The 21,671-nt window shown below is 58.5% G+C and carries 18 protein-coding genes; 15 read left to right on the top strand and 3 right to left on the bottom strand.

The annotated features are described in order from the left end of the window. Positions 1 to 90 precede the first annotated feature (90 nt). From H8B20_RS09570 to H8B20_RS09620, 11 genes are all read left to right on the top strand, one after another. Positions 91 to 2,904, top strand: a complete 2,814-nt coding sequence (locus H8B20_RS09570; RefSeq protein ID WP_210623001.1) for an LPS-assembly protein LptD — start codon at positions 91 to 93, stop codon at positions 2,902 to 2,904. Then, positions 2,879 to 4,201 (top strand): peptidylprolyl isomerase SurA, encoded by a 1,323-nt coding sequence (gene surA / locus H8B20_RS09575; RefSeq protein WP_191624491.1) that lies wholly within the window; start codon positions 2,879 to 2,881, stop codon positions 4,199 to 4,201. Before H8B20_RS09570 ends, surA begins: the two co-directional genes overlap by 26 nt. Next, positions 4,198 to 5,187, top strand: coding sequence for a 4-hydroxythreonine-4-phosphate dehydrogenase PdxA (pdxA, locus tag H8B20_RS09580; protein WP_210623002.1), 990 nt, complete (start codon positions 4,198 to 4,200; stop codon positions 5,185 to 5,187). Before surA ends, pdxA begins: the two co-directional genes overlap by 4 nt. Then, positions 5,184 to 6,002, top strand: a complete 819-nt coding sequence (gene rsmA / locus H8B20_RS09585; RefSeq protein WP_210623003.1) for a 16S rRNA (adenine(1518)-N(6)/adenine(1519)-N(6))-dimethyltransferase RsmA — start codon at positions 5,184 to 5,186, stop codon at positions 6,000 to 6,002. The genes pdxA and rsmA overlap by 4 nt, the downstream gene beginning before the upstream one ends. A 113-nt stretch (positions 6,003 to 6,115) precedes the next feature. Further along, positions 6,116 to 6,496, top strand: coding sequence for a Co2+/Mg2+ efflux protein ApaG (gene apaG / locus H8B20_RS09590; RefSeq protein ID WP_042561385.1), 381 nt, complete (start codon positions 6,116 to 6,118; stop codon positions 6,494 to 6,496). After that, a complete protein-coding gene (locus H8B20_RS09595) occupies positions 6,496 to 7,377 on the top strand; it encodes a symmetrical bis(5'-nucleosyl)-tetraphosphatase (protein WP_115147185.1) in 882 nt (293 codons plus the stop codon). Before apaG ends, H8B20_RS09595 begins: the two co-directional genes overlap by 1 nt. Before the next feature lie 33 nt (positions 7,378 to 7,410). Continuing rightward, positions 7,411 to 7,740, top strand: coding sequence for a thiosulfate sulfurtransferase GlpE (gene glpE, locus H8B20_RS09600; protein WP_042561387.1), 330 nt, complete (start codon positions 7,411 to 7,413; stop codon positions 7,738 to 7,740). Between the two features lie 294 nt (positions 7,741 to 8,034). Then, the gene (locus H8B20_RS09605; RefSeq protein WP_042561388.1) at positions 8,035 to 9,957 is read left to right on the top strand and encodes a PrkA family serine protein kinase; all 1,923 of its coding nucleotides are present in this window, start codon (positions 8,035 to 8,037) and stop codon (positions 9,955 to 9,957) included. 117 nt (positions 9,958 to 10,074) lie between these two features. Further along, entirely contained in the window at positions 10,075 to 11,346 is a 1,272-nt protein-coding gene (locus H8B20_RS09610; RefSeq protein ID WP_042561389.1) for a YeaH/YhbH family protein, read from the top strand. Then, a complete protein-coding gene (locus tag H8B20_RS09615) occupies positions 11,343 to 12,905 on the top strand; it encodes a SpoVR family protein (protein ID WP_210623004.1) in 1,563 nt (520 codons plus the stop codon). Before H8B20_RS09610 ends, H8B20_RS09615 begins: the two co-directional genes overlap by 4 nt. Before the next feature lie 63 nt (positions 12,906 to 12,968). Then, positions 12,969 to 14,192, top strand: a complete 1,224-nt coding sequence (locus H8B20_RS09620; RefSeq protein WP_210623005.1) for a multifunctional CCA addition/repair protein — start codon at positions 12,969 to 12,971, stop codon at positions 14,190 to 14,192. A 95-nt stretch (positions 14,193 to 14,287) separates the two neighbouring features. Here the strand turns inward: H8B20_RS09620 and folK are convergent, their stop codons facing one another. After that, complete coding sequence (folK, locus tag H8B20_RS09625; protein ID WP_210623006.1) at positions 14,288 to 14,803, bottom strand: 2-amino-4-hydroxy-6-hydroxymethyldihydropteridine diphosphokinase; 516 nt, start codon at positions 14,801 to 14,803, stop codon at positions 14,288 to 14,290. Next, positions 14,794 to 15,150 (bottom strand): dihydroneopterin aldolase, encoded by a 357-nt coding sequence (folB, locus tag H8B20_RS09630; protein WP_210623007.1) that lies wholly within the window; start codon positions 15,148 to 15,150, stop codon positions 14,794 to 14,796. The genes folK and folB overlap by 10 nt, the downstream gene beginning before the upstream one ends. Positions 15,151 to 15,224: 74 nt before the next feature. On the opposite strand from folB, the gene plsY reads away from it, so the two are divergent. Continuing rightward, a complete protein-coding gene (plsY, locus tag H8B20_RS09635) occupies positions 15,225 to 15,794 on the top strand; it encodes a glycerol-3-phosphate 1-O-acyltransferase PlsY (RefSeq protein ID WP_210623008.1) in 570 nt (189 codons plus the stop codon). A gap of 23 nt (positions 15,795 to 15,817) precedes the next feature. Here plsY and tsaD read toward each other — a convergent pair whose 3' ends face one another. After that, a complete protein-coding gene (gene tsaD, locus H8B20_RS09640) occupies positions 15,818 to 16,843 on the bottom strand; it encodes a tRNA (adenosine(37)-N6)-threonylcarbamoyltransferase complex transferase subunit TsaD (protein ID WP_042561395.1) in 1,026 nt (341 codons plus the stop codon). A 202-nt stretch (positions 16,844 to 17,045) separates the two neighbouring features. On the opposite strand from tsaD, the gene rpsU reads away from it, so the two are divergent. The 3 genes from rpsU to rpoD all read left to right on the top strand — a co-directional run bounded on the left by rpsU (position 17,046) and on the right by rpoD (position 21,624). Continuing rightward, positions 17,046 to 17,261 (top strand): 30S ribosomal protein S21, encoded by a 216-nt coding sequence (gene rpsU / locus H8B20_RS09645; protein WP_002551877.1) that lies wholly within the window; start codon positions 17,046 to 17,048, stop codon positions 17,259 to 17,261. A 483-nt stretch (positions 17,262 to 17,744) separates the two neighbouring features. Continuing rightward, positions 17,745 to 19,709, top strand: coding sequence for a DNA primase (dnaG, locus tag H8B20_RS09650; protein ID WP_210623009.1), 1,965 nt, complete (start codon positions 17,745 to 17,747; stop codon positions 19,707 to 19,709). Positions 19,710 to 19,776: 67 nt separating this feature from the next. Beyond that, the gene (gene rpoD / locus H8B20_RS09655) at positions 19,777 to 21,624 is read left to right on the top strand and encodes an RNA polymerase sigma factor RpoD (RefSeq protein WP_042561397.1); all 1,848 of its coding nucleotides are present in this window, start codon (positions 19,777 to 19,779) and stop codon (positions 21,622 to 21,624) included. Positions 21,625 to 21,671 lie beyond the last annotated feature (47 nt).

A 21,671-nucleotide genomic window follows, 5' to 3' on the forward strand; every position in this document is an offset into this window, starting at 1 on the left:
CTTTATTATCCAGCATCTTTTTCAGACCATCGAGAGGCGTGCGGCCCACCACCGCGGGCAGATGGCACGCAGGAAGCCCGGACTAATAAGATGGCATTGAAATCCCCCGCGTTTCGTAAAAAATTTCCATTGTTGGTAACCGGCAGTCTGCTGGCTATGCAACCTCTGGCCAGTCAATTCGTTGTTGCCGCCGAGCAGTATGACTGCTCCGTATCGGCTTCGGGTGGTTGGGACTGTGCGCCCAAGACGTCGGCGGCTGCATTGCCACCACGTCCAGTGCATGACGGCAGTGCCGTCAGCGCCACCGGCGATGCCCCGAGCGATAAAGGTTCGGTTGCCGACAATGGCGCCAAGCCAACGCTGGTCACCGAAGCCAAAGGCCGTGGGTTGAAATCCCGTAGCGAAGACTTCAGTCACCTCGACTGGGTTCCGCGCGAGAAGCTCACCGCCGCCCAACTGGCCGAAACCGGCCCGTACTGCTCCGGTGCCTACATCGAACCCACTCGTCCTGGCATGAATGACAAGACGAGCAAAAGCGATGCTCCGACCTTTATCGGCGCAAAAGCTTCGCGCTATAACACCGATGATCAAGTCGGCACGCTGGCCGGTGATGTCGTCCTGCGTCAGGGCAGCATGCAGGTCGAGTCCGACGAGGCCAGCCTGTATCAGGCCGAGAGCCGCGCCGAACTCAATGGCGATGTGCGTATCCGTGATAACGGCGCTCTGATCGTCGGCGACCATGCCGACGTGCAGCTCGACACCGGTGAAGCCAAGGTCGATAACGCCGAATACGTGATGCACAAATCGCGTATTCGCGGTAGCGCCCTGTACGCCAAGCGTGCAGAGAACGCGATCATCCGCTTGAAGGACGGCACGTACACCACGTGCGAACCGAACAGCAACGCCTGGCAGCTCAAGGGCAACAACATCACCTTGAACCCGGCCACCGGCTTCGGCACCGCGACCAACGTGACGCTGCGCGTTAAAGACATTCCGATTCTGTACACGCCGTACATCTACTTCCCGATCGATGACCGTCGCCAGTCCGGCTTCCTGCCGCCGACCATTGGCACCAGCACCGATACCGGCTTCACACTGGTGACTCCGTACTACTTCAACCTGGCGCCGAACTACGACGCCACGTTGTACCCGCGTTACATGAGCAAGCGCGGCATGTTGGTGGAAGGCGAGTTCCGTTACCTGACCAAGTCGAGTGAAGGCCAGTTCGGCGCTGCGTACCTGAATGATGACGACACCGAGCGCAGCAAGCAGACCGATTACGAAAAAACCCGCTACATGTACAACTGGCAGCACAAGGGCGGTCTCGACTCCCGCGTGCTCACCCAGGTGGATTACACCAAGATCAGCGATCCGTATTACTTCCAGGATCTGGAAACCGATCAGATTGGCGTGAAGTCCAGCGACTTCGTGAATCAGCAGGGTTCGGTTACCTATCGTGGCGACAGCTACACCGCGCGGTTGAATGCTCAGCAGTACCAACTGGCCACTGTTTCGAACATCACACCGTATGGTCGTCTGCCGCAGATCACCTTCAATGGTCAGCTGCCGTATCATCCGGAAGGTTTGAATTTCGATTACGAGACCGAGATTGTGCGGTTTGATCGTGATTTGAAGACTGGCGACTTCATTGATGAAAATGGCAATGCCTCGCCGCGGCTGGACAGAAACATTCAAGGCTTGGACCGCGCCAACGGCGACCGCCTGAACCTGAAGCCCGGCGTCAGCCTGCCAATGAACTGGACCTATGGCTTCGTAAAACCGTCGCTCAAGTATCAATACACCCAGTATCAACTTGATCTTGATAATACCGGCAAGAACCAGATCACTGCCCAGCAGAATGCTGCGGCGCAAAACGGTACACGCTATGTCGGTGGTGACTTCAGCACCAACCAGAACCGTGGCGTCCCGATTGCAAGCATCGACAGCGGCCTGTACTTCGACCGCAACACGTCGTTCTTTGGCAAGAACTACCGCCAGACCCTGGAGCCACGCCTGTTGTACCTCTATGTACCTGAGGTGGATCAAGAAGACATTCCAGTATTCGACACCAGCGAAAACACCTTCAACTATGCCTCGCTGTTCCGTGACAACCGCTTCTCCGGCTCCGACCGTGTCGGTGACGAGAACAAGCTGTCGCTGGGCGTAACCAGCCGCTGGATCGAAGACGACGGCTTCGAGCGTCAACGCATCAGTGTTGGTCAGGCTTTGTATTTCAAGGATCGTGAAGTCCAATTGCCGGGCATCGATGCCAAGACCCGTGACGACGCGAAATCCAACGTTTCGCCGTACGCGCTGGAATACGAATACCGCTGGAACCGCGATTGGCGCACCACGGCCGACTACAACTGGGATCCGGACAGCCGCAGCCCGCGTTCGGGTAGTGCGATGTTCCACTACCAGCCTGAAGACAACCCGAACAAGGTTATCAACGTCGGCTATCGCTATCGCAATGACCAGGTTCGTTACGACCAGAACACCGGTAAATGGTCGGTGGGTGGTGGCGACTACGGCACCCCAGGCCAACCTGGCTACGTGAAGGACTACTACAAGATCCAGCAGCATGACTTCTCGGTCATCTGGCCGATCGTTCCACAGTGGAACGCAATCAGCCGCTGGCAGTACGACTACAACCGTAACCGTACCCTGGAAGCCTTCGGTGGTTTCGAGTACGACAACTGCTGCTGGAAATTGCGCCTGATCAACCGTTACTGGGTTTCCTACGACGAATTCAGTCAGGAAGCTCCGCAAAACGAAAAAGGCGACCATGGCGTCTTCCTCCAAATTGTTCTGAAGGGACTCGGCGGCCTCACTGGCGCCAAAGTAGAGAGCTTCCTCGACAAAGGCATCCAAGGTTATCGTGAACGTGAAGACCAAGCTTTCTGATTGTCTGCGCCCGCTGATGCTGGGCGCGCTGTTCCTGGGTACTGCGGCCAACGCCGCAGTACAGTCCATCGATAAAGTGGTTGCGATCGTCGACAACGACGTGGTCATGCAGAGCCAACTGGACCAACGCGTCCACGAAGTTCAGCAGACCATCGCCAAGCGTGGTGGCGGCTCGCCGCCACCGGGCGTTCTGGATCAGCAGGTGCTCGAGCGCCTGATCGTCGAAAACCTGCAACTGCAGATCGGCGAACGTTCCGGCATTCGCATCACCGACGAAGAACTGAACCAGGCGGTTGGTACTATCGCCCAGCGCAACAACATGAGCGTGGATCAGTTCCGCGCTGCTCTGGCTCGCGACGGCCTGTCTTATGACGACGCTCGTGACCAGATCCGCCGCGAGATGATCATCAGCCGTGTGCGTCAGCGCCGTGTAGCCGAACGCATTCAGGTGTCCGAGCAGGAAGTGAAGAATTTCCTCGCCTCCGATCTGGGCAAGATGCAGCTGTCCGAAGAGCTGCACCTGGCCAACATCCTGATTCCGACCCCGGAAAGCGCCAACTCTGAAGCGATTCAGAACGCCGCGCGTCAGGCCATGGAGGTTTACCAGCAGCTCAAGCAAGGCGCTGACTTCGGTCAGATGGCCGTGGCCAAGTCTGCCAGCGACAACGCACTGGAAGGCGGCGACATGGGCTGGCGTAAAGCCGCGCAATTGCCACCTCCGTTCGATCGCGAACTGAGCAGCATGGCCGTCGGCGACATCACTCAGCCTGCACGCACTCCGGGTGGTTTCATCATCCTGAAGTTGCTGGCCAAACGTGGCGGCGAAGCCCAAACGCGTGACGAGGTGCATGTGCGCCACATCCTGGTCAAGCCGAGCCCGATTCGCGACGAAGCGAAAACCAAAGCCTTGGTCGAGTCGCTTTACTCTCGTATCGAAGCTGGCGAAGACTTCGCCGCACTGGCCAAAAGCTATTCGGAAGACCCGGGATCCGCCCTCAACGGCGGCGACCTGAACTGGATCGACCCGAACGTACTGGTTCCGGAATTCCGTCAAGTGATGGCCAATACCCCACAAGGTCAGCTGTCCAAGCCGTTCCAGACCCAATACGGCTGGCACGTTCTGGAAGTCCTTGGCCGTCGCGCCACCGACAGCACTGAACAGGCCCGCGAGCAGCAAGCCATGACCGTACTGCGTAACCGCAAATACGACGAAGAGCTGCAAACCTGGTTGCGTCAGATCCGTGACGAAGCGTACGTAGAGATCAAACTCCCTGGTGCAGACCAGGCAGCGCAGTGAAACCCAAGCGTTTCGCGCTGACACCCGGCGAACCAGCCGGCATCGGTCCCGACCTGTGCCTGCTGCTCGCCTCGCAAGTCCAGCCACACCCCCTGATTGCCATCACCAGCCGCGACCTGCTCCTTGAGCGGGCTGCGCAGCTGGGGCTGGCCGTCAATCTGCTGGAAGTCGGGCCGAGTCACTGGCCTGACGCTCCGGCACCGGCTAACAGTCTCTATGTCTGGGATACACCCCTCAGCGCACCTGTGGTCGCCGGACAACTGGACAAGGCCAATGCCGCTTTCGTCCTTGAGACCCTGACCCGCGCCGGCAACGGCTGCCTCAACGGAGACTTCGCCGGGATGATCACTGCCCCCGTCCACAAGGGCGTGATCAACGAGTCGGGTATAGCGTTTTCCGGACACACCGAATTTCTGGCTGACCTCACCCATACCTCCCAGGTGGTGATGATGCTTGCCACGCGTGGTTTGCGCGTAGCACTGGTCACCACTCACCTGCCCCTGCGCGAGATTGCCGATGCCATAACGCCGGAGCGGCTGGAGCGGGTCACGCGGATTCTGCACGCCGACCTGCAGGAAAAATTCGGCATTGCCCAGCCTCGCATTCTGGTGTGCGGGCTCAACCCGCACGCCGGTGAAGGCGGACATCTGGGCCATGAAGAAATCGACATCATCGAACCTACATTAGAGCGCCTGCGCGGCGAGGGCATGGACCTTCGTGGCCCGCTGCCAGCCGACACTCTGTTTACCCCCAAATATCTGGAGCACTGCGATGCAGTGCTGGCGATGTACCACGACCAGGGCCTGCCCGTGCTGAAGTACAAAGGCTTCGGCGCCGCGGTCAACGTGACCCTGGGCCTGCCGATCATCCGTACTTCGGTTGACCACGGCACCGCCCTCGATCTGGCCGGCAGCGGCAAGATCGACACCGGCAGCCTGCAAGTCGCCCTGGAAACCGCCTACCAGATGGCCGAGACCCGTTTATGACCGAGCAATACCAACACAAGGCGCGCAAACGCTTTGGCCAGAACTTCCTGCACGATGCCGGCGTCATCGACCGCATTCTGCGCTTCATCAGCGCCAAGCCTACAGATCGCCTGCTGGAGATCGGCCCGGGCCAGGGCGCATTGACCGCCGGCCTGCTGAATTCCGGTGGGCAACTGGACGTGGTGGAACTGGACAAGGATCTGATACCGATCCTCAACCAGCAGTTTGCCGGCAAGAGCAATTTCAACCTGCATCAAGGCGATGCGCTGAAGTTCGACTTCAATACACTCAACGCCGAGCCGGACAGCCTGCGTGTGGTTGGCAACTTGCCGTACAACATCTCCACGCCGCTGATTTTCCACCTGCTGAACAACGCCGGCATCATTCGCGACATGCACTTCATGCTGCAGAAGGAAGTGGTCGAGCGTCTGGCCGCAGGCCCTGGTGGTGGTGACTGGGGTCGTCTGTCGATCATGGTTCAGTACCACTGCCGCGTAGAACACCTGTTCAACGTCGGGCCGGGCGCGTTCAATCCGCCGCCGAAGGTCGATTCGGCCATCGTTCGTCTGGTGCCGCACGCGGTACTGCCGCACCCGGCCAAGGATCATCGTTTGCTGGAGCGCGTCGTGCGCGAAGCCTTCAACCAGCGCCGCAAGACTCTGCGTAACACGCTCAAGCAATTGATGAGCAATGCCGAGATCGAAGCCGCCGGTGTCGATGGCAGCCTGCGCCCGGAACAACTCGACCTGGCGGCCTTCGTGCGCCTGGCCGACAAGCTCAGCGAGCAAGTCCCTGAAGCTCCCGCCGCCGACTGACCGGCGATGAACGCTATCGGGCACGACGCCACTCTGGTTTACTGCCCGATACTTGCCTAGACTGAATCCCCATCAGCTACGCCCCGCGTTCCGCTTTGTTTAAGGCCTCTTGCATGTCCGATTCCCGTTACCAGGTCGATGTCAGCGTCGTTACCCACTATCTGGCAGACCAATCGCAACCCGAGCACGACCGCTTCGCCTTCGCCTACACCATCACCGTGCAAAACAACGGCGAGATCCCGGCGCGATTGATTTCGCGGCACTGGGTGATCACCGACGGTGACGGGCATAAAGAAGAAGTTCGCGGCGCAGGTGTGGTGGGTCAGCAACCGTTGATCGACGTCGGCAAAAGCCATACCTACAGCAGTGGCACGGTGATGACGACCAGGGTCGGCACCATGCAGGGCACCTACGAAATGGTCGCCGACGACGGCAAGCATTTCGATGCCGTCATCAAACCCTTCCGCCTCGCCGTGCCCGGAGCCTTGCACTGATGGCAACGTACGCGGTCGGTGACCTGCAGGGCTGTCTCGAACCGCTCAAATGTCTGCTCAGGCAAGTGGCGTTCGATCCTGCGCATGATCGGCTCTGGCTGGTCGGCGATCTGGTCAACCGCGGCCCACAGTCACTGGAAACCCTGCGTTTTCTATATGGCATGCGCGACTCCCTGGTCTGTGTCCTCGGCAACCATGATCTGCACCTGCTCGCCGCGGCGAAAAACATCGAACGCCTGAAGAAGTCCGACACCCTGCGCGAGATTCTCGACGCCCCCGACTGTGACGAACTACTTGAGTGGGTCCGCCAACAAAAACTCATGCACTACGACGAGACGCGTGACGTTGCCATGGTCCATGCCGGCATCCCGCCGCAATGGTCTGTGCGCCGCGCCCTGAAGTGTGCCAATGAAGTCGAAACGGCCCTGCGTGACGACAACCTGCTTCCCGCGTTCCTCGACGGCATGTACGGCAACGAGCCGGCAAAATGGGATAGCGACCTCAAAGGCGTCACCCGCCTGCGCGTGATCACCAACTATTTCACCCGCATGCGATTCTGCACGGCCGAAGGCAAACTCGATCTCAAGAGCAAGGAAGGTCTCGACACCGCCCCACCCGGTTACAAGCCGTGGTTCCAGCATAAAGAGCGCAAGACCAGAGGGTCGCGGATCATCTTCGGACACTGGGCGGCACTGGAGGGCAATATCCATGAGCCAGGTATCTTCGCTCTGGACACCGGCTGCGTCTGGGGCGGCAGTCTGACCCTGATGAACGTCGACAGCGGCGAACGCCTTTCCTGCAAATGCGATGAGCATGGCGGCGCGCTGTCCCCGCTCACACCACTTATCCCCGAAACTTCGCCAGTCAGCGCCCCGCGTTAGACTGCGCAATCAGCCGAGCAACAGGAACCCGCCATGAGCGAATTCAAACGCATCTCCCCGGAACAGGCCCAAGCCCTGCGCGAGCAAGGCGCGGTGATGGTCGATGTCCGTGACCCCGCTACTTTTGCCGCACTGCATATCAGCGGTTCGAAGCATCTGGACAACGTTTCCATCTCGGATTTCATCCGTGCCGCCGACCTTGATGCACCTACGGTAGTGGTCTGCTACCACGGCAACTCCAGCCAGAGCGCCGCTGCGTACCTGATCAGTCAGGGCTTCTCCGACGTCTATAGTATGGACGGCGGCTTCGAGCTGTGGCGTACGACCTACCCTTCGGAAACCGCGCAAGGCACCACCGAATAATTTTTTTGTCACGCGCAGGCCCCGGCTCCCGCGGGCCCGCGCGTGACAGACGAACGGTCTGCCACAACTAATTACGTATCTCGCCTTTACCTCCCGAATTCCCAACTATCCTTAAGCCCAGGCCATCCAAAACAGGGGAGAGCCGGTACACCGGCGCACGGGTCATCGGGAGTGACTTTCAAGGTTGTCGACCGCGAAAGTGTTCTGGGGGGTAAACAAGTGGCCACCACGGCTGCTTGCCAGCATCGACTGAGTGATCCGGCGTCGGCTCCACGTATCGAGCGAGGTGACGTCATGAGTATCTTTAGCCACTTCCAACAACGCTTCGAGTCCACACGCCAGGAAGAACTCTCGCTGCAAGAGTACCTGGAGCTGTGCAAGCAAGACCGTAGCGCCTACGTTTCCGCCGCCGAGCGTCTATTGCTGGCCATCGGCGAACCGGAACTGCTCGACACCTCGACCAACTCGAGGCTGTCACGCATCTTCTCCAACAAGGTGATTCGTCGTTATCCGGCCTTTGAAGACTTCCACGGGATGGAAGAATGCATCGACCAGATCGTGTCGTATTTCCGCCACGCCGCCCAAGGCCTGGAAGAGAAGAAACAGATCCTCTATCTGCTCGGCCCCGTCGGTGGCGGTAAATCGTCCCTGGCCGAGAAGCTGAAACAGCTGATCGAAAAAGTGCCCTTCTACGCGATCAAGGGCTCGCCGGTATTCGAGTCGCCGCTGGGTCTGTTCAACGCCACCGAAGATGGCGCGATCCTCGAGGAAGATTTCGGCATTCCCAAACGCTACCTCAACACCATCATGTCGCCTTGGGCGACCAAACGCCTGGCCGAATTCGGCGGCGACATCAGTCAGTTCCGCGTGGTCAAACTGTATCCGTCGATCCTCAACCAGATCGCTGTGGCCAAGACCGAACCTGGCGATGAAAACAACCAGGATATTTCGGCGCTGGTCGGTAAGGTCGACATCCGCAAACTCGAGGAATACCCACAGAACGACGCCGACGCCTACAGCTACTCCGGTGCGCTGTGCCGTGCCAACCAGGGCCTGATGGAATTCGTCGAAATGTTCAAGGCACCGATCAAGGTGCTGCACCCACTGTTGACCGCCACTCAGGAAGGCAACTACAACAGTACCGAAGGCTTGGGCGCGATTCCGTTCACCGGGATTCTGCTGGCCCACTCCAACGAATCGGAGTGGCACACCTTCCGCAACAACAAGAACAACGAAGCTTTCATCGACCGGATCTACATCGTCAAGGTGCCGTACTGCCTGCGGGTCAGCGATGAAGTAAAAATCTACGACAAACTGCTGTTCAACAGCTCCCTGGCCAAAGCGCATTGCGCGCCCGACACCTTGAAGATGCTGGCGCAGTTCACCGTGCTGTCGCGCCTCAAGGAGCCGGAAAACTCCAACATCTATTCGAAGATGCGCGTGTACGACGGCGAAAACCTCAAGGACACCGATCCAAAGGCCAAGTCGATTCAGGAATACCGCGACACCGCAGGCGTAGACGAGGGCATGAACGGTCTGTCGACCCGCTTCGCGTTCAAGATCCTGTCCAAGGTCTTCAACTTTGATCCGCATGAAATTGCCGCCAACCCAGTGCATCTGCTGTACGTGCTGGAACAGCAAATCGAGCAGGAACAGTTCCAGGCGGAGACCCGCGAACGCTATCTACGCTTCCTGAAGGAGTATCTGGCACCGCGCTACATCGAATTCATCGGCAAGGAGATTCAGACCGCTTACCTGGAGTCCTACAGCGAGTACGGCCAGAACATCTTCGACCGCTACGTGCTGTATGCAGATTTCTGGATTCAGGATCAGGAATACCGCGATCCGGAAACCGGCGAGATTCTCAACCGTGTCGCCCTCAACGAGGAACTGGAGAAAATCGAAAAACCTGCCGGCATCAGCAATCCGAAGGATTTCCGCAACGAGATCGTCAACTTCGTGTTGCGCGCCCGGGCCAACAACAACGGCAAGAACCCGACCTGGCTCAGCTACGAAAAACTGCGGGTGGTCATCGAGAAGAAAATGTTCTCGAACACCGAGGACCTGCTGCCAGTCATCAGCTTCAATGCAAAGGCCAGCAAAGAGGATCAGCAGAAACATAATGACTTCGTTACACGAATGGTCGAACGCGGCTACACCGACAAACAGGTACGGCTACTTTCCGAATGGTACCTACGGGTCCGCAAATCGCAATAAAGCAGCTGCAAGCCTCTGGCGACGAGTTGCAAGAGAACAGCAAAAACCGATCTCGAGAGCGGGTGAGCTTTCACTTGCAGCTTGAAGCTTATGACTTGAAGCTCCCCGGAGGGGCCTATGAGCTATGTGATCGACCGACGTCTCAATGGCAAGAACAAGAGCACGGTGAACCGCCAGCGTTTCCTGCGGCGTTATCGTGACCACATCAAGAAGGCTGTCGAAGAGGCGGTCAGCCGTCGCTCCATTACTGACATGGAGCACGGTGAACAAATCAGCATTCCCGGTCGCGACATCGACGAGCCGGTGCTTCACCACGGTCGCGGCGGCAAGCAGACTGTGGTTCATCCCGGCAACAAGGAGTTCACGGCCGGCGAACACATCGCCCGACCTCCCGGAGGGGGCGGCGGACGCGGCCCGGGCAAGGCGGGTAATTCCGGCGAGGGCATGGACGAGTTCGTCTTCCAGATTACCCAGGAAGAATTCCTCGAATTCATGTTTGAAGACCTCGAACTGCCGAACCTGGTCAAACGTAACCTGACCGGCACTGACACCTTCAAGACCGTGCGCGCAGGGATCAGTAACGAAGGCAATCCCTCACGCATCAATATCATCCGCACCCTGCGTTCAGCTCACGCGCGGCGCATCGCCCTGTCCGGCAGCAGCCGGGCAAAACTGCGCGAAGCCAAAGCGGAACTGGAGCGGATCAAACGCGAAGAGCCGGACAACTTCGGCGATATTCAGACACTCGAAGCAGAAATTGAAAAGCTCAGCGCGCGCATCCATCGCGTGCCATTCCTTGACACTTTTGACCTCAAATACAACCTGCTGATCAAGCAACCCAACCCAAGCTCCAAGGCTGTCATGTTTTGCCTGATGGACGTTTCCGGGTCGATGACCCAGGCAACCAAGGACATCGCCAAGCGCTTCTTCATCCTTCTGTACCTGTTCCTGAAGCGCAACTACGACAAGATCGACGTCGTGTTCATCCGCCATCACACCAGCGCCCGGGAAGTGGACGAGGAGGAGTTTTTCTATTCCCGGGAAACCGGCGGCACCATCGTCTCCAGCGCCTTGAAACTGATGCAGGAGATCATGGCAGAGCGTTATCCGAGCAACGAATGGAACATCTACGCCGCGCAAGCTTCCGACGGTGACAACTGGAACGACGACTCTCCCATCTGCCGCGACATTCTGATCAATCAGATCATGCCGTTTGTGCAGTACTACACTTACGTGGAGATCACCCCACGCGAACACCAAGCCCTCTGGTACGAGTACGAACGCATCGCCGAAGCCTTTTCCGATACGTTTGCCCAGCAGCAATTGGTCTCGGCCGGGGATATCTATCCGGTCTTCCGTGAACTCTTCCAGCGCAGGTTAGTGACATGACCGCCAAAGAGCAGAAACGCCAACCCATTTCCACCGGCTCCGAATGGACGTTCGAGCTTATCCAGACCTACGACCGCGAAATCGCCCGTATCGCGGCCGGCTATGCGCTGGATACCTACCCCAACCAGATTGAAGTGATTACCGCAGAGCAGATGATGGATGCGTATGCCTCGGTCGGGATGCCGTTGGGTTACCACCACTGGTCCTACGGCAAACACTTCCTGAGCACCGAAAAATCCTACAGTCGCGGGCAGATGGGGCTGGCGTACGAGATCGTGATCAACTCGGACCCGTGCATCGCCTATCTGATGGAAGAGAACACCATTTGCATGCAGGCCCTGGTCGTGGCCCATGCCTGCTACGGGCATAACAGTTTCTTCAAAGGCAATTACCTGTTCCGCACCTGGACCGACGCCAGTTCAATCATCGATTACCTGGTGTTCGCCAAGCAGTACATCATGCAATGCGAGGAACGCCATGGCATCGATGCCGTGGAAGACCTGCTCGATTCCTGCCATGCGCTGATGAACTACGGGGTTGATCGCTACAAACGCCCGTATCCGATTTCCGCCGAAGAGGAACGCCGTCGGCAGAAGGATCGCGAAGAACATATGCAGAAACAGATCAACGATCTGTGGCGCACCATCCCCAAAGGCGCGGACAAATACAGCGACAAGGACAGCGCACGCTTCCCGGCCGAGCCGCAGGAAAACATCCTCTACTTCATCGAGAAACACGCACCGTTGCTGGAGCCCTGGCAGCGGGAAATCGTGCGGATCGTGCGCAAGATCGCCCAGTACTTCTATCCACAACGCCAGACTCAGGTAATGAACGAGGGTTGGGCGACGTTCTGGCACTACACGCTGATGAACGACCTGTATGACGAAGGGCTGGTCACCGACGGTTTCATGATGGAGTTCCTGACGTCGCACACCAGCGTGGTGTTCCAGCCAGGTTTCGACAGCCCTTACTACAGCGGGATCAACCCTTATGCACTCGGCTTTGCCATGTACCGCGACATCCGGCGCATGTGCGAAGAGCCCACCGAGGAAGATCGCCACTGGTTCCCCGACATCGCCGGGACGGATTGGCTGTCGTCCATCAAATTCGCCATGAGCAGCTTCAAGGACGAAAGCTTCATCCTGCAGTACCTGTCACCGAAAGTGATCCGCGACCTGAAACTGTTCAGCATCCTTGATGATGACCAGAAAGATGACCTGTTGGTACCCGCCATCCATGACGAAACGGGCTATCGGACTATCCGCGAAACCCTCGCAGCGCAGTACAACCTCGGCAATCGTGAACCGAACGTGCAGATATACAGCATTGATCGTCGCGGCGACCGCTCGCTGACACTGCGGCATCAGCAACACGACCGCAAACCGCTGGGCGATTCCACCGAAGAGGTGCTCAAACATCTGCATCGCTTGTGGGGTTTCGACATTCATCTGGAAACGCTGCAAGGCGACCAGATCATGAAAACCCATCACGTTCCGCCACGCGGTGAACACAGCGAAGGGGATTACGGTCGGCTCGACCTTGCCGTCATTCACCTTTGATTCGGTTCTGGCCTCCGAAAGTTCGACGCAAGGGTTATCCTGTCGGGCTAACGGAGGTTTTTTATGCAGATTTTCAAGGTTGGCGGTGCGGTACGTGATCGCTTGCTGGGCAAACCGGTCACTGACATCGACTGGGTCGTGGTGGGCGCCACCACCGAAGAAATGCTCGCTCAGGGCTATCGCCCGGTCGGCGCGGATTTCCCGGTGTTTCTTCACCCAAAAAGCGGCGCGGAATACGCCCTCGCCCGTACCGAGCGCAAAAGCGGTCGCGGTTATGGCGGCTTCACGTTTCACGCCAGCCCTGAAGTCACGCTTGAAGAAGACCTGATCCGCCGTGATCTGACGATCAACGCCATGGCCGAGGACGACCAGCAAAATCTGACCGATCCTTATCACGGCCAGCGCGACCTCGAGGCCCGAGTCCTGCGTCACGTTTCGCCGGCATTCGCCGAAGATCCGTTGCGAGTACTGCGTGTTGCCCGCTTCGCCGCTCGCTACGCGGATTTGGGTTTCACCGTTGCGCCCGAGACGCTGGACCTGATGCGTCAGCTGAGTGAGTCTGGCGAACTTGAGGCACTGACAGCCGAACGCAGTTGGAAGGAAATCTCCCGGGCACTGATGGAAGACCAACCGCAGGTGTTCATTCAGGTGTTACGCGATTGCGGCGCACTGAAAGTGCTGATGCCGGAAGTCGATGCGCTGTTCGGTGTGCCGCAGCCAGAAATCCATCACCCGGAAATCGACAGCGGCATCCACACGCTCAGCGTGCTTGAGCAATCGGCGCGGCACAAACAGCCGCTCACCGTACGTTGGGCCTGCCTGCTGCACGACCTCGGCAAAGGCCTGACGCCAGAAGATGAATGGCCACGACACATTGCCCACGAACACAAGGGGCTGAAGCTGATCAAAGTGGTCAACGAACGCTTCAAGGCGCCAAAGGACTGTCAGGAATTGGCGCTGCTGGTAGGCCAGTACCACACTCACGGCCACCGCGCCCTGGAGTTGAAGGCCTCAACGTTGCTGGAGCTGCTGCAAAGTTTTGATGTCTATCGCCGGCCGCAGCGATTCGAAGAGTTTATCGCTGCGTGCGAGATGGATGCCCGAGGCCGCAAGGGGCTGGAGGAAAGGAGTTATCCACAGGCTGATTATTTGCGTGGCGCGGCCAGTGTGGCGCGTGGCGTGGCGGTGCAGCCACTGCTGGAGAAAGGATTCAAGGGCCCTGAACTGGGCGAGGCGCTCAAGCGCGAACGGCTCAAGGCTTTGAAGGCTTACAAAGAGAACGCTTGAGGCCAGCTCAAAAGATCGTCCGATCACGGCCCGAGCCTTCGACAACTCCTACACGGGAGTTCGCACTTCCCTGTAGGAGCTTGCGATCTTTTGATTTATAGAATTGGCGGTGTGAGCTGCTCGCCCCGCCACTCGAACGCCACCGGCGCCAACACTTGATCAATCTGCGCCTCGGCCCACAGTGTCGCGAAGCTTTTTCCCACAGCCGGATGCACGCGATCTGGCGCAATGAGCGACAGTGGCCACAACACGAAGGCGTTTTTCAGTATCTCGGCGCGCGGCAGAACCAATCCGTCGAAATTGCCCACCAGATCACCGTACAACAGCACGTCGATATCCAGCGGCAACCCCTTACGGTCAGGGGCATACCGACCGTTATCTGCTTCGATGAATTTCAAGCGACGATCGAGCTCCATCAACGGCAGGTCGGTAAACGCCGACACCACGAAGTTGAAGAACGGACCACTCTTGATCCCCACAGGCTGGCTTTCGAATACCGCCGAACAGCGGATATCCACCAAAAAAGTGGCCAGCGCATCCAGACCGGCGCGCAAATGGGTTTCGCGCTCGATATTGCTACCGAGCCCGAGATAGACCTGAGTCAGCGACATCCGCGCTCGATCTCCACACCTACGCCACCCTTGGCGGCCGGCACGGCGCCGGGCTTGGTCAGCTTCAGGCGTACCCAGGTGATCTTGAATTCTTCCATGAGTACCGCGACCAGACGCTCGGCAAAGGTCTCGACCAGTTGGAACTGCGCCTGCTCGGCAAACGCCTGGATACGCGTGGAAACGCTGGCATAGTCGAGCGCCAGGGTCAGATCATCACCGGCCGCGGCCGGGCGATTGTCCCAAGCGAAGCTCAGATCAAGACGCAAACACTGTCGGATGCCGCGCTCCCAGTCGTAAGCACCGATCACGGTGTCGACTTCCAGGCCCTCGATAAACACTCTGTCCACGCACTTTTCTCCGCTGCACGACAAGGGCGCAATGCGCCGTTAGAATCAGGGCGTCCTCGCCCGGAATAGTAAGCATGTTTTGGTTACTGGCGACTCTCGCCTACCTGCTCGGCTCTCTGTCCTTCGCCATTTTGCTCAGCCGCCTGACCGGAAATCCGGACCCGCGAATGAGTGGCTCGGGCAATGCCGGCGCCACCAACATGCTGCGCCTGGCCGGTCGCAAACTCGCGATCCTGACCCTGCTGGGTGATCTGTGCAAAGGCCTGCTGCCGGTGCTGATCGCTGCGGCTACCGGCCTTTCGCTGCAGGGTCAGGCCTGGATTGGCGTGTGCGCCGTGATCGGTCACCTGTTCCCGCTGTATTTCCGTTTTCGCGGCGGCAAGGGCGTCGCGACCGCTGCCGGCATGCTGCTGGCCCTGTATCCGCCTGCTGCGCTGCTGGCGGTGTGTGCCTGGCTGCTGACGTTCTACCTGACCCGCACCAGCTCTCTGGCAGCGCTGATCGCCACACCGCTGACTCTGCCGCTACTGGCCTGGCAAGAACCGGAGGCACTGCTGCCGATGAGCGCATTGACGCTGCTGATCGTCTGGCGCCACCGTGGCAATCTACGCGACCTGTTTGCCGGGCGCGAACGGCATTTCTGAATACCGCTCATGAGCGCGTCTCATCAGAGTGCCGACAATTGCTCCATCGGCCAGCGCGCCTGCACGCTGATCGCCAGACTTTCCTGCTGTCCGGCCTGCAATCGCTGGCAACCGGCGAACGCGATCATCGCGCCATTGTCGGTGCAGAACTCGGGACGGGCATAAAACACATCGCCTTTCATGTCGCCGAGCATTTTCTCCAGCGACACACGGAGCGCCTTATTGGCGCTGACACCGCCAGCAATCACCAGACGCTTCATGCCCGCCTGTTTCAGGGCCCGCTTGCACTTGATGGTCAAAGTCTCCACCACGGCCTGCTGGAACGCCAGCGCGATGTCGCAACGGGCTTGCTCGTTGTCGTCCCCGGCGCTGATGCGTTGCTGCCACGTGTTGAGCGCCGAGGTCTTCAGACCGCTGAAGCTGAATTCCAGCCCCGGGCGATCACACATCGGACGCGGAAAAGTGAAACGTCCTGCGACGCCCTTCTCGGCCAGCTTGGCGATTTCCGGCCCGCCGGGATAATTGAGACCCATCATCTTCGCGGTCTTGTCAAAAGCTTCACCGGCCGCGTCGTCGAGCGTCTCACCGAGCAACGCGTATTGACCGATGCCATCGACCTGAACCAACTGCGTATGACCGCCGGAGACCAACAAAGCGACGAACGGAAATTGGGGCGGTTCTGGCTCCAACATCGGTGCCAGCAAATGACCTTCCATGTGATGCACACCGAGTGCCGGGATGCCCCAGGCAAACGCCAGTGCCTGAGCGCAGGAAGCCCCCACCAGCAGCGCCCCAACCAGGCCAGGACCTGCGGTGTAGGCGATCGCGTCGATCTCGGTCGGCACACAGTCAGCCTCGGCCAACACCTGACGAATCAAGGGCAGCATGCGTTTGACGTGGTCACGCGAGGCCAGCTCCGGCACCACACCGCCATAGGCGCGATGCAGGTCAATCTGACTGAACAGTGCATCGGCCAGCAGACCCCGTTCACTGTCATATAATGCGACGCCGGTTTCGTCGCAGGAGGTTTCTAATCCCAGTACTAGCATGGGTTTGCGCCTTGTTTAGGCTGAATTCGAAGGCGCGCATAATAGTCCCCGCGTGATGCCCCGACCAGCGGTTTTCGATCAGAGGCTTTGCATTCCGGGCGATGAGGGGTTAACATCCGCAACCCTTAAAAACCGACGACCTCAGCCGCGAATTTTTTGCGACGAGAACGTTGATCCCGGTAATGAAAGAAGGTAGCTCTGGATGCCAGCCGTCAAAGTTAAAGAGAACGAACCCTTCGACGTAGCTCTGCGTCGTTTCAAGCGCTCCTGCGAAAAAGCCGGTGTACTGGCTGAAGTTCGTAGCCGCGAATTTTACGAGAAGCCAACTTCTGAGCGTAAGCGTAAAGCAGCAGCCGCTGTTAAGCGTCACGCCAAGAAAGTTCAGCGCGAACAGCGCCGCGCCGTTCGTCTGTACTAATACACAGACGTTCGTAGCAAGCTTCTGCCAAGCCCGGCCCTCAGCCGGGCTATTGGCATTTGCGGATATCGCTTGATGCTTCATCGTCGACGCCGCACACGCGACTGAGACAAATCTGCTTCAAACGTCAGACCTGGCTCTTTTGCCAGCGGTGCACGTCTTTTCTGACGAGCCTTTCAAGGCTACTGACGAGCACACCCACTGATTCCTCTTACGACGATCAGCCCAAGGCACCTGCATGCGTGCCCGCTTTATTGAGCTATCCGAGGTCTTTAACCGGCCGTCAGCGGATTCAGCGCAACACTTTCAAATAGTCGAAGGCTGATTGGTACTAACGTCAGTGGATTTTCGGCAGATACACTTCCCGACAGCGATAACGCAGACGACACCGGTCGAGCCGCACATTTTGCGCGCTTCAATCAACGACCCGCGTCCGGCCGCCCTTCGCATCGGACTTATTACAGCGCAGACGACGAGCACGCCATGGCCGGGCTGATTCCCCAGAGCTTCATTGACGACCTGCTGAACCGCACCGACATCGTCGACGTGGTCAGCTCGCGCGTGCAATTGAAGAAGGCTGGCAAGAACTACACCGCCTGCTGCCCGTTTCATAAAGAAAAAACCCCGTCGTTCAGCGTAAGCCCCGACAAGCAGTTCTATTACTGCTTCGGTTGCGGTGCCGGCGGCAACGCGCTCGGCTTCCTCATGGATCACGACAACCTGGATTTCCCCCAGGCTGTTGAAGACCTTGCGAAAGCCGCCGGCATGGAAATACCCCGCGAAGAAAGTGGCCGCCCGCACAAGCCGCGCCAGCCGACCGATTCGCCGCTGTATCCGCTGCTCACTGCTGCCGCTGACTTTTATCGGCAGGCGCTCAAGAGCCACCCAGCGCGCAAAGCCGCCGTGGATTACCTCAAGGGCCGCGGCCTGACAGGTGAGATTGCCCGAGACTTCGGTTTAGGCTTTGCTCCGCCGGGCTGGGACAATCTGTTCAAACACTTGAGCAGCGACACACTTCAGCAAAAAGCCATGATCGACGCCGGCCTGCTGATCGAGAACGCCGAAACCGGCAAACGCTATGACCGCTTTCGCGATCGCGTGATGTTCCCGATCCGCGACAGCCGCGGTCGGATCATTGCTTTCGGCGGTCGCGTACTGGGCGACGACAAGCCCAAATACCTGAACTCACCGGAAACCCCGGTATTCCATAAAGGCCAGGAACTCTACGGCCTCTATGAAGCACGCAAGAACAACCGCAACCTTGATGAAATCATCGTCGTCGAAGGTTATATGGACGTCATCGCCCTCGCCCAACAAGGCCTGCGCAATGCCGTCGCAACGCTGGGCACCGCGACCAGCGAAGAACACATGAAACGCCTGTTCCGCGTCGTGCCCAACGTCTTGTTCTGCTTCGACGGCGACCAGGCCGGCCGCAACGCCGCGTGGCGCGCATTGGAGGCAACGCTTTCAAGCCTGCAGGATGGACGTCGCGCGCGATTCCTGTTTCTGCCCGAAGGCGAAGACCCGGACACCCTGGTTCGCGCCGAGGGCACCGACGCCTTCAAGGCCCGAATCAATCAGCATGCGCAGCCGCTGGCAGATTATTTCTTCCAGCAACTGAGCGAAGAGTCCGACCCGCGCTCGCTCGAAGGCAAGGCCCACATGGCCACCCTCGCTGCACCGTTGATCGACAAAGTGCCAGGTGCAAATCTGCGCATTCTGATGCGTCAGCGCCTGACCGAAATCACCGGCCTGAGCAGCGAAACCGTCAGTCAGCTCGCGCAAAACGCACCGCAGGAAGCGCCGCCCGCCTACGATCCGGGCTTCGATTACGACGCAATGCCCGATTACAGCGACTACCATCAGCCGCAGGCGCAGGACATGTACGCGCCGCAGCAGGAGTGGACGCCGAAAAAACCCGGTGCCGGCGGCAAGAAATGGGACAAAAAGCCCTGGGATAAAAACGGCAAGCGTGGTGGCGATCGCGATCAGCAGCGGCCACGGACGCCAATCGGCGTCGAGTCGCCGACCCTGACCGCCCTTCGCACACTGCTACATCACCCGCAATTGGCCGAGCGCGTCGAAGATGCCGGGCACATTGCGGACGAGAATCAGACCAACGCCCAGCTGCTTGTGGCGCTGCTCGAAGCCGTACAGAAGAATCCCAAGCTAAACTCATTTCAGTTGATCGCGCGATGGCACGGCACTGAACAGGGTCGATTGCTCAAGGCACTGGCAGAAAAGGAATGGCTGATTGACGGAGATAACCTTGAACAACAGTTTTTCGACACCATTACTAGCTTGTCAGCCCGCCAACGCGAGCGAAATCTTGAACAGTTACTCAGGAAAGCGCGTCAAAGCGAACTGAGTATCGAAGAGAAAAATCAACTGCGCGACCTTTTAAGTCGCAATGTTTCCGCATCAAGCCCGACCTCAACTGGCGCGTGAGGTCATAGCTCAGGTATAATCCTCGGCTTGTTTTTTGCCCGCCAAGACCTTCAGTGGATAGGGTGTTATGTCCGGAAAAGCGCAACAGCAGTCTCGTATTATTGAGTTGATCAAACTGGGTCGTGAGCAGAAGTATCTGACTTACGCCGAGGTCAACGACCACCTGCCCGAGGATATTTCAGATCCTGAGCAGGTGGAAGACATCATCCGCATGATTAACGACATGGGGATCCCCGTACACGAGAGTGCTCCGGATGCGGACGCCCTTATGTTGGCCGACGCCGATACCGACGAGGCCGCTGCGGAAGAAGCAGCAGCCGCGTTGGCAGCGGTGGAGACCGATATCGGTCGCACGACTGACCCTGTGCGCATGTATATGCGTGAAATGGGTACCGTTGAGCTTCTGACTCGTGAAGGCGAAATCGAAATCGCCAAGCGTATCGAAGAGGGCATCCGTGAAGTGATGGGCGCAATCGCGCACTTCCCTGGTACGGTTGACCACATTCTCTCCGAGTACACCCGCGTCACCACCGAAGGTGGTCGCCTTTCTGACGTCCTGAGCGGTTATATCGACCCGGACGACGGCATTGCGCCGCCTGCGGCAGAAGTGCCGCCGCCGGTCGATCCGAAAGCCGTCAAGGCTGACGACGACACCGACGACGATGAAGCCGACTCTTCCGATGACGAAGAAGAAGCCGAAAGCGGTCCGGACCCGGTCATCGCGGCCCAGCGTTTTGGCGCTGTGTCCGATCAGATGGAAATCACCCGCAAGGCGCTGAAGAAGCACGGTCGCAGCAACAAGGCAGCGATTGCCGAACTGCTGCTACTGGCCGAGCTGTTCATGCCGATCAAACTGGTGCCGAAGCAATTCGAAGCCCTGGTCGAGCGTGTTCGTGGTGCCCTGGATCGTCTGCGTCAGCAAGAGCGCGCGATCATGCAACTGTGCGTACGTGATGCACGTATGCCACGCGCCGATTTCCTGCGTCAGTTCCCGAGCAACGAAGTCGACGAAAGCTGGTCCGACGCACTGGCCAAAGGCAAGAGCAAATACGCCGAAGCCATCGGCCGTGTCCAGCCGGACATCATTCGTTGCCAGCAGAAACTGATCGCGCTGGAAACCGAAACCGGTTTGACCATTGCTGAAATCAAGGACATCAACCGTCGCATGTCGATCGGTGAGGCCAAGGCCCGCCGCGCGAAGAAAGAGATGGTTGAAGCGAACTTGCGTCTGGTGATCTCGATCGCCAAGAAGTACACCAACCGCGGCCTGCAATTCCTCGATCTGATCCAGGAAGGCAACATCGGTCTGATGAAAGCGGTGGACAAGTTCGAATACCGTCGTGGTTACAAGTTCTCGACTTATGCCACCTGGTGGATCCGTCAGGCGATCACTCGCTCGATCGCCGACCAGGCCCGCACCATCCGTATTCCGGTGCACATGATCGAGACGATCAACAAGCTCAACCGTATTTCCCGGCAGATGTTGCAGGAAATGGGTCGCGAACCGACCCCGGAAGAGCTGGGCGAACGCATGGAAATGCCTGAGGACAAGATCCGCAAGGTATTGAAGATCGCTAAAGAGCCGATCTCCATGGAAACCCCGATCGGTGATGACGAAGACTCCCATCTGGGTGACTTCATCGAAGACTCGACCATGCAGTCGCCAATCGATGTTGCCACTGTTGAGAGCCTGAAAGAAGCGACTCGCGAAGTGCTGTCTGGCCTCACTGCCCGTGAAGCCAAGGTACTGCGCATGCGTTTCGGTATCGACATGAACACCGACCATACGCTCGAAGAAGTGGGCAAACAGTTTGACGTGACCCGCGAGCGGATCCGTCAGATCGAAGCCAAGGCGTTGCGTAAGCTGCGCCACCCGACGCGAAGCGAGCATTTGCGCTCCTTCCTCGACGAGTGATACCAGAACCCCCGGCCCAGGCCGGGGGTTTTGTTTATGTAGCAGAT

This window comes from Pseudomonas sp. P42 (assembly GCF_017973755.1).
GTDB lineage: Bacteria > Pseudomonadota > Gammaproteobacteria > Pseudomonadales > Pseudomonadaceae > Aquipseudomonas > Aquipseudomonas iridis.